The following is an 8846-nucleotide window of genomic DNA, read 5'->3' as shown; positions in this document are numbered from 1 at the left end:
GCATAAGCCCCGATGTCGAAATCCCGCGCACCATCATTCTCGAACCCCGACAGCGCGGCATGCTCGGCAAACACCTCCGCCGGCGACGCGTAGGAAAACGCCTCACCAAACCCCATCCGTTTGCCCACCTCGGCAATAATCCGCCAGTCAGGCAGCGCATCTCCGGGCACGCGCAAAAACGCGCGCTGGCGCGACACACGGCGTTCGGAATTGGTGACGGTGCCATCCTTCTCGCCCCAGGCGGCGGCGGGCAGCCGGACATGGGCGTGGCGGACGGTATCGGTCCGGGCCAGCACGTCCGACACCACCACGAACGGGCACGCCTTGATCGCCGCTTCGACGGCATCGGCGTCCGGCATCGAATCGACCGGGTTGGTGGCCATGATCCACAGCGCTTTGATGTGCCCGTCGGCAACCGCCTTGAACATCTCGACTGCCTTCAGGCCGGGCTTTCCGGCAACGGCCGGCGCGTTCCAGAAGCGCTGCACGCGGTCGCGATGATCGGGGTTTTCGATCTCCATATGGGCGGCCAGCATGTTGGCCATGCCGCCGACCTCGCGCCCGCCCATGGCGTTGGGCTGGCCGGTCACCGAAAACGGCCCTGCCCCTGGCTTGCCGATGCGGCCGGTGGCCAAATGGCAGTTGATGATGGCATTGACCTTGTCGGTGCCCGAAGACGACTGGTTCACCCCTTGGCTGTAGACGGTCACGGTCTTGGAGGTCGCCGCGAACAGGCTGTAGAACCGGTCAAGCTCGTCCTCGCTCAGGCCCGTGGCAGCAGCGACGCCAGCCAGGTCCAGCGCGGAGGCGGCGAAAAGCGCTTGCCCGAAGCCCGTCGTGTGCGTCGTGATATAGGTGCGGTCGAGCGCATTGTGCTGGCCGAGATAGGCGAGCAGGCCAGTGAACAAAGCGATGTCGCCATCCGGCGCGATCGCCAGATGCATATCGGCAATGTCAGCGGTCATGGTGCGACGCGGGTCGACCAGCACGATCTTCATCTCCGGCCGCTTTTCCCGGGCAGCCGCGATGCGCTGGTAGAGCACCGGATGGCACCAGGCGAGATTGGAGCCGACCAGCACGATCAGGTCGGCAAGCTCCAGATCATCATAGGTTCCGGGCACGGTGTCGGAGCCGAAAGCGCGGCGGTGGCCGGCGACCGAAGAGGCCATGCACAGGCGCGAATTGGTGTCGATGTTGGCGGAGCCGACAAAGCCCTTCATCAGCTTGTTGGCGACGTAGTAGTCCTCGGTCAGCAACTGGCCGGAGACATAGAAGGCGACCGCATCGGGCCCGTGCTCGGCAATGGTTTGCGAGAAGGTCGAGGCGACGAGGTCGAGCGCCTCGTCCCAGCCGGCGCGGCGGCCGTGGATCTCCGGATGAAGCAGCCTGCCGTCGAGATCGATGGTCTCGGCCAGTGCCGAGCCCTTGGAGCAGAGCCGGCCGAAATTGGCCGGGTGGTCGGGGTCGCCGCGCACGGACACTTGCCCGTCCGCGGCGACCTTCGCCAGCACGCCGCAGCCCACCCCGCAATAGGGGCAGGTGGTCCTCACCTCGCGCGCTTCATCGATCTCCATGGGGTCAAGCCGCGCGGCTGGCCAGCGCTTCCAGCGCAATGAACAGATGCTCGCCTTCGATCCGCACCGGAATGGTGCGCACCGCGCCCTCGTCGGCGCCGAGCGCCTTGCCCGTTTCCAGCGAAATCACCCAATTGTGCAAGGGACAGGTCACCGCCGTGCCGTGCACGATGCCCTGGCTGAGCGGTCCGCCTCTGTGCGGGCAATGATCGTCGATAGCGTAGACCTGATCGTCCTGGGTGCGGAAGACCGCGATTTTTCCTTCCGGCGTGGCGACGCAGCGCGCGCCGCGGCGAGGGATGTCGGAGAGAGAGCCTATCGATATCCAGTTCATGACGCTCACTCCGCCGCCTGCGCAAAACCGACCGAAGCCATTGGCCGGAATTCGTGCTTGTCCTTGCCGGAAACGCGTTCCGACCACGGGTCGACCTGGGCGAATTTCTGGCTGAAGACGAAGCGCTCGTAATAGGCCTTGCGCTTGTCGCCATCGTCCATGATCTGGCGCTTGATCTCGGGGATGCCGATGCGCTTGGCCCATTTGTAGATGCGCTCGAGGTAGCGGCCCTGCTCGCGGTACATCTGCGTCAGCGCCACGATATGCTCCAGCGCCTCGTCCTCAGTCTTCACAAGCCCGAGTACTTCGGTGCCCTTGATGTCGAGGCCGGCCGCACCGGCAAAATGGATCTCGTAACCGGAGTCGACGCAGATGACGCCGACATCCTTGCAGGTCGCCTCGGCGCAGTTGCGCGGACAGCCCGACACCGCCATCTTGACCTTGGCCGGCGTCCACGAGCCCCACATGAATTTTTCGATGCGGATGCCGAGGCCCGTCGAATCCTGCGTGCCGAAGCGGCACCAGTCCGAGCCGACGCAGGTCTTCACCGTGCGCAACCCCTTGGCATAGGCGTGGCCGGAGACGAAGCCGGCCTGGCCGAGATCGGCCCACACCGCCGGCAGGTCTTCCTTGCGGATGCCGAGCATGTCGATGCGCTGGCCGCCGGTGACCTTGACCATCGGGATTTCAAACTTGTCGACAACGTCGGCGATGGCGCGCAGTTCAGCGGCATTGGTCACCCCGCCCCACATGCGCGGCACCACCGAATAGGTGCCATCCTTCTGGATGTTGGCGTGGACGCGCTCGTTGATGAAGCGCGACTGGTAGTCGTCGGCGTAGTCGTCCGGCCAGTCGCAGACGAGATAGTAATTGAGCGCCGGCCGGCATTTGGCGCAGCCGCAGGAGGTCGTCCATTCCAGTTCCTGCATGACGGCGGGAATGGTCTTCAGGCGCTTGGCGATGATCAGCCGGCGGACCTCGTCATGGCCGAGCGTCGTGCAGCCGCACATCGGCTGCACCGCCGCTGGATTGTATTTGTCGCCGATGGTCAGCACCATCAGCTTCTCGACCAGCCCGGTACAGGAGCCGCAGGAGGCCGAGGCCTTGGTATGGGCGCGCACGTCGTCGAGCGAGGTCAGGCCCTTGGCCGTGATCGCGCCGGTGATCTTTCCCTTGCAAACGCCGTTGCAGCCGCAGATCTCCGCATCATCCGGCAAGGCTGCAACGGCCGCCATAGGGTCCAGCGGGGCACCCCCCTGGTAGGACTGGCCGAAGATAAGCGTATCGCGCATCTCCGATATGTCGGTCTGCTTCTTCTTCAGGTCGTTGAACCAGGCGCCGTCGGCCGTCTCGCCATAGAGCACGGTGCCGATGATGCGGTCGTCCTTCAGCACCAGCCGCTTGTAGACGCCGGCCGAAGCATCGCGCAGCACGATCTCCTGGCGGTCGTCACCATCGGCGAAGTCTCCGAGCGAGAACAGTTCGATTCCGGTGACCTTGAGCTTGGTCGGCGTGTCCATATGGACGAAGGCCGCCGCTTCGTCGCCGGCAAGCTGGCTGGCTGCAACGCGCGCCATCTCGTAGAGCGGCGCGACGAGGCCATAGACCTGGCCGTTGACCTCGGCACATTCGCCGAGCGCGTAGATGTCGGGATCGTTGCTGCGCATGCCGGCATCGACGACGATGCCCCTGTTAACGGCGATGCCGGCCTGTTTGGCCAGCGCCGAATTCGGCCGGATGCCGACGGCCATCACCACAAGCGTTGCTGGGATAATGGTGCCGTCAGCAAGTTCCACCTGCCCGACCTTGCCGTTGCCTGTGATCGCCTGGGTGTTGGCCTTGGTGATGACCTTGATGCCGCGCTGCTCCACCGCGCGCTGCAAGAGATAGCCGGCGGCCGGATCGAGCTGGCGCTCCATCAAAGTCGGCATGACATGCAGCACGGTGACGTCCATGCCTTGCGCGTTGAGGCCCGCCGCCGCCTCCAGACCCAGCAGGCCGCCGCCGATGACCACCGCCTTGGCCCGCGACTGGGCAGCGAGCATCATCGCCTGCACGTCGTCGAGATCGCGATAGGTCAGCACGCCCGGCAGGTCATGGCCCGGCACCGGAATGATGAACGGTACCGAGCCGGTGGCGATGACGAGCTTGTCGTAGGGCTCGGTGACGCCGTGATCCGAGGTGACGGTCTTCGCCGTCCGGTCGATGGCAACGATCTTATGGCCCTTGTAGAGGGTGATGTTGTTGGCGATGTACCAGCCGTCGCCATGGATGATGATCTCCTCATAGGCCTTCTCGCCCGACAGCACCGGCGACAGCATGATGCGGTCGTAATTGACGCGCGGCTCGGCGTTGAAGATGGTGACGGTGTAGCGGCCCGGAGCCTGTTCCAGCAGGTGCTCCAGCATGCGCCCGGGGGCCATGCCATTGCCGATGATGACAAGTCTTTCGCTCATGGTGCTACTCCGCGGCTTCGACGAAGCGGTGGCGTTCGTAGAGGAACTTCAGAACCGCCTCGCGGCAGCGCAGGAAGGTCCGGTCGGAAGAGAGTTCGACGCGCCGGCGCGGCCGCGCCAGCGGCACGGCAAGCACTTCGCCGATGGTCGCCGCCGGACCGTTGGTCATCATGACGATGCGGTCGGAGAGCAGCACCGCCTCGTCGACGTCATGGGTGATCATGATCGTCGTCGAGCCGAGCCTGGAATGGATGTCCATCACCGCGTCCTGCAGATGGGCCCGCGTCAGCGCATCGAGCGCGCCGAACGGCTCGTCGAGCAGCAGGATCTTCGGCTCCATCGCCAGCGCCCGGGCGATACCGACGCGCTGCTTCATGCCCCCGGAGATTTCCGCCGGGCGTTTGTCCTTGGCATGCGCCATCTGCACGAGGTCGAGATTGCGCATGATCCAGTCATGCCGCTCGACTTTGCTCTTCGAACGTCCGAAGACCTTCGACACCGCCAGGTTGATGTTTTCGTAGACGGTCAGCCACGGCAGCAGCGAGTGGTTCTGGAACACCACGGCGCGTTCCGGTCCAGGGCTGTCGACCTCCTTGTCCTCGAGCAGCACGGCGCCGGCCGACACCTTGGTCAGCCCGGCGATCAGATTGAGCAGGGTCGACTTGCCGCAGCCGGAATGGCCGATGATGGAGACGAATTCGCCCTTGTCGATGGTCAGCCTGATGTCCTTCAACACCTCGCTGACCTGGGCACCACGCGTGAAGGATTTGTCGATATGGTCGAGCTTCAGATAGGCCGTCATCGCCCCTCTCCTCACTTTGCTGTTGTGCCGCGGGTGACGAAGGCGCCGACCGCCGCGACCAGCCGGTCGAGGCAGAAGCCGGTGACGCCGATATAGGCGAGCGCGACGATGATGTCGGGCAGCCGCGACGAGTTCCACGCATCCCAGATGAAGAAGCCGATGCCGACGCCGCCAGTCAGCATTTCAGCGGCGACGATGGCGAGCCAGGATAGGCCGATGCCGATCCTCAAGCCGGTGAAGATGTAAGGCGCGGCGGCCGGCACCATGATCTTGACGAAGAATTCGAACTGGTTGAGCCGCAGGATGCGCGAGACGTTGCGGTAGTCCTCGGGAATGTTGCGCACGCCGACCGCGGTGTTGATGATGATTGGCCAGATCGAGGTGATGAAGATGACGAAGATCGCCGACGGGCTGGAATCACGGAACGCCGCCAGCGACAGCGGCAGCCAAGCCAGCGGCGGCACCGTGCGCAGGATCTGGAACACCGGGTCGAGGCCGCGCATCGCCCAGATCGACTGGCCGACCAGCGCACCGAGCGCGACGCCGACGACCGCCGCCAGGCCGAAGCCGACGGCGACGCGCTGCAGCGAGATCAGCACGCGCCAGGCCAGACCTATATCCTGCGGGCCATTGTCGAAGAACGGATGCGCTATCAGGTCGTAAGCCTCGTTCCACACCTGGGTCGGCGGCGGCAGGCTCGATGTCGGCGACGAACAGGCGATCTGCCAGACGACCAGCATCAGCGCGATGACGATGATGGGCGGCACCAGCGCACTCGCCAGTTTGCCGGCGATGGCGAGCGGCTCGAAGCGGCGCCGTGCCTTGGCAGTGAAGGCGATGACCTCCGCCGGCTTGGCGGGAAAGGCCTTCACCTTGGTGTCCTCGATAGTCTGGATCGACATGTCTGGGGAAAACTCCTTGGGGGCAGGTAGTGATCGCAAGCGGCGCATGCGCGCCGCTTGCGATCAGGCTACGCCGATGCCTTGATCTTCAGGCTGTCGAGATAGGCGGACGGGTTGGCCGGATCGAAAATCTTGCTGTCGAAGAAGGTCTCGACGCCGCGCGACGACGACGCCGGAACGTCGGCTGCCGCGACGCCGAGATCCTTGGCCGCCTCGCGCCACAGATCCTCGCGGTTGACCTGGTCGACCAGCGCCTTGATGTCGGTGGTCGGCGCGAACTTGCCCCAGCGGATGTTCTCGGCAAGGAACCACGCATCATGGCTCTTGAACGGATAAGAGACGCCGCCCTTCCAGAACTTCATGGAGAGATCGGTGCCGTTGGCGACGCGGCCATTGCCATAGTTGATGTCGCCCTTGAGGCGGCCGATGATGTCGGCGACGGGCACGTTCATCCATTGCCGCTTGCCGATGATGGCGGCCATCTCGTCCTTGTTCTCGGTGGCCTCGCACCATTGCTGGGCTTCCATGACGGCCATCAAGATCGCCTTGGTGGCGTTCGGATATTTCTCGATGAATTCGGCGCGCAGGCCGAGCGCCTTTTCGGGATGGCCCTTCCACAATTCGCCTGTCGTGGCGGCGGTGAAGCCGACGCCCTGGTGGACGAGTTGCTCGTTCCACGGCTCGCCGACGCAGAACACGTCCATATTGCCGACCTTCATGTTGGCCACCATCTGCGGCGGCGGTACGACGATGGTCGAGACGTCCTTGTCGGGATCGATGCCGCCGGCGGCCAGCCAATAGCGCAGCCAGAGATCATGGGTTCCGCCCGGGAAGGTCATGGCGGCTTTGATTTCCTTGCCGGTCGCCTTCTTGGCGGCGAAGGCGTCTTTCAGCTTCGAGGCGTCGAGGCCGACACCGGTGCCGGCATATTCCTGGGCGACCGAAATGCCCTGGCAGTCGTAGTTGAGCCGCGCCACGATCGCCATCGGCATCGGCTGGTTGTTCTGCGTCACCTTGCCGGTGTGCATGAGGTAAGGCAGCGGCGTCAGGATATGGGCGCCGTCGATGCCGTTGGCCGCGCCGCCGAGCATCAGATTGTCGCGTGTCGCACCCCAGGAGGCCTGCTTGAGCACCTCGACGTCAGGCATGCCGAACTTGGCGAACAGCCCCTTCTCCTTGGCGATCATCAGCGGGGCCGCATCGGTGAGCGCAATGAAGCCCAGCTTGGCGCCGGTGACCTCCGGAGTGGCGGTCGCGGCATAGGCGCCGGAAGGGAAGAGCTTGCGGGCCGCCACGAACAGGCCGGCCGTCATCGCGCTGCTGACCAGAAAATCGCGGCGCGTCATGTCTTTGAGGGTCGTTCCAGTCCTGATCCGTTTCGTCATCGTCGTCTCCGGTTGGGCGCGGCTTGAGATCCGCGTCGTCGATTGCGTGTTGATCAAAACAAAAAAGCCGCCAGCCAGGTCTTCGCGTCCGGGTGACCGGGAGCGCGCATGAACCTGAGCGGCAGCTTTGCCTGTGGCGCCCGCCATTGGACGCCTGTTCCGTGACCCGCAAAGGGCCTGTCTATTTCAAAGCAGGAACCGTGCCAGTTTTGAGAGAGGTGAAAAAGGCCAATGAAATCAGCAGCCTGCGCTGATCGCCGGCGCACTGAACCCTATGGCCGGAAGGCCAAAGATTGTTCATTAGGGCAATCGCGCGCACAATTTTTGTGCAATGCACAAGGATGGCGCGGAAATGATCAGGCCTAAATCTCGGCAAATTTCTGGCCGGTAATGTACGCATCGATCTCGTCAGGATCGAAGATCTGACCGTCGAAGAAACCGTCCGGACCGAGCACAAGGCCGGCGCCTGTCGCGCCGACCGCGGTGGCAATTTGGAGCGCACCCTCGACTTTCGAATTGGCGCCGGGAAGCGCGACGCCGAGCGGCTTCAGCGCCGAACGGTAGAGGTCGGGACGGTAGCAATCGCGGGCGATGGCGAGATTTTCAGGCGTGTGCGCCACGTGCCCCCAGCGCACCATCTGCGTGTAGAACCACAGCGCATGGCTCTTCCACGGAAAGTTCGCCGCCTTATCGAAGGGGAGGAAGAAGTCGTCGATGGTCCGCTCCGCACCGCCGCCCAGTTGGAGATGGCCGGTCAGGATCGGCATCTGCACGGTCGGCGGCAGGCCGAGGAAGCCGGCCTGCGCCATTACCCCGGCCAGTTCGCCATGGTTGGCCGGATCCTGGCACCAGCGCGCCGAGTGATGCAGCGCGCGCAGCAGCGCCGCCAAGGCCTCGGGGTTTTCGTCTGCCCAAGCCTTGCGCACGCCGATCACCTTCTCCGGGCTGTTGCGCCATATCCGCGCCTTGACGGTGACGATGTGGCCGGTGCCGGCGGCCACCGCAGCGCTGTTCCAGGGTTCGCCGACGCAGTAGCCGTCGATGCGGCCGGCGGCCAGCGCATCGGCCATGAAGGGCGGCGGCACGATGACGATCTCAATCTCTTGGCGCGGATCGATGCCGCAGGCGGCGAGCCAGTAGCGCAATTCGTAATTGTGCCCGGAATGCGGATGCACCACGGCAAAGCGCAGCGGATCGCCACCGGCCGCAGCGCGCTCGCGAATGAGCGCGCCAAGTGCGGCACCGGCGCGCGCCGGGTCTAGGTCGGCCTCGGCGCCGTGTGCCGCCATACCGGCCCAAACGGCATTGGAGATGGTGACGCAATTGCCGCCGAGGCCGAGCGAGAACGGCACGATGGTTTCCGAGGCCAGCGGCGTCAGCCCGAGATTGCAGG

The 8846-nt window shown here is 64.6% G+C and carries 7 protein-coding genes; all 7 read right to left on the bottom strand.

Annotated features, from left to right (window positions below; all coding sequences use genetic code 11):
- On the bottom strand, positions 1-1574 hold a 1574-nt coding region (locus EN932_RS21390), incomplete at its 3' end, for a molybdopterin-dependent oxidoreductase (protein WP_164890560.1).
- 4 nt (positions 1575-1578) lie between these two features.
- Entirely contained in the window at positions 1579-1908 is a 330-nt protein-coding gene (nirD, locus tag EN932_RS21385) for a nitrite reductase small subunit NirD (RefSeq protein WP_024503964.1), read from the bottom strand.
- A 5-nt stretch (positions 1909-1913) separates the two neighbouring features.
- On the bottom strand, positions 1914-4364 hold the full coding sequence (gene nirB, locus EN932_RS21380) for a nitrite reductase large subunit NirB (RefSeq protein ID WP_127384585.1): 2451 nt from the start codon (positions 4362-4364) through the stop codon (positions 1914-1916).
- 4 nt (positions 4365-4368) lie between these two features.
- Positions 4369-5166 (bottom strand): ABC transporter ATP-binding protein, encoded by a 798-nt coding sequence (locus EN932_RS21375; RefSeq protein WP_013530459.1) that lies wholly within the window; start codon positions 5164-5166, stop codon positions 4369-4371.
- An 11-nt stretch (positions 5167-5177) separates the two neighbouring features.
- Positions 5178-6068 carry a nitrate ABC transporter permease gene (gene ntrB / locus EN932_RS21370; protein WP_013530458.1) on the bottom strand — a complete coding sequence of 297 codons (891 nt, stop codon included), beginning with the start codon at positions 6066-6068 and terminating at the stop codon, positions 5178-5180.
- Between the two features lie 68 nt (positions 6069-6136).
- Positions 6137-7453 (bottom strand): CmpA/NrtA family ABC transporter substrate-binding protein, encoded by a 1317-nt coding sequence (locus tag EN932_RS21365; protein WP_128369052.1) that lies wholly within the window; start codon positions 7451-7453, stop codon positions 6137-6139.
- A gap of 362 nt (positions 7454-7815) precedes the next feature.
- The coding region (locus tag EN932_RS21360) for a CmpA/NrtA family ABC transporter substrate-binding protein (RefSeq protein ID WP_128369051.1) at positions 7816-8846 on the bottom strand (1031 nt) is incomplete at its 5' end.

The sequence above is a fragment of the Mesorhizobium sp. M7A.F.Ca.US.002.01.1.1 genome (assembly GCF_004022955.1).
Classification (GTDB): Bacteria; Pseudomonadota; Alphaproteobacteria; order Rhizobiales; family Rhizobiaceae; genus Mesorhizobium; species Mesorhizobium ciceri.
This window is presented reverse-complemented; position numbering and strand designations above follow the sequence as displayed.

Excerpts from the sequence above, each read along its gene's own strand:
- nirD (WP_024503964.1), bottom strand. The coding sequence starts at position 1,908 with ATGAACTGGATATCGATAGGCTCTCTCTCCGACATCCCTCGCCGCGGC.
- nirB (WP_127384585.1), bottom strand. The coding sequence starts at position 4,364 with ATGAGCGAAAGACTTGTCATCATCGGCAATGGCATGGCCCCCGGGCGC.
- EN932_RS21375 (WP_013530459.1), bottom strand. The coding sequence starts at position 5,166 with ATGACGGCCTATCTGAAGCTCGACCATATCGACAAATCCTTCACGCGT.
- ntrB (WP_013530458.1), bottom strand. The coding sequence starts at position 6,068 with ATGTCGATCCAGACTATCGAGGACACCAAGGTGAAGGCCTTTCCCGCC.
- EN932_RS21365 (WP_128369052.1), bottom strand. The coding sequence starts at position 7,453 with ATGACGAAACGGATCAGGACTGGAACGACCCTCAAAGACATGACGCGC.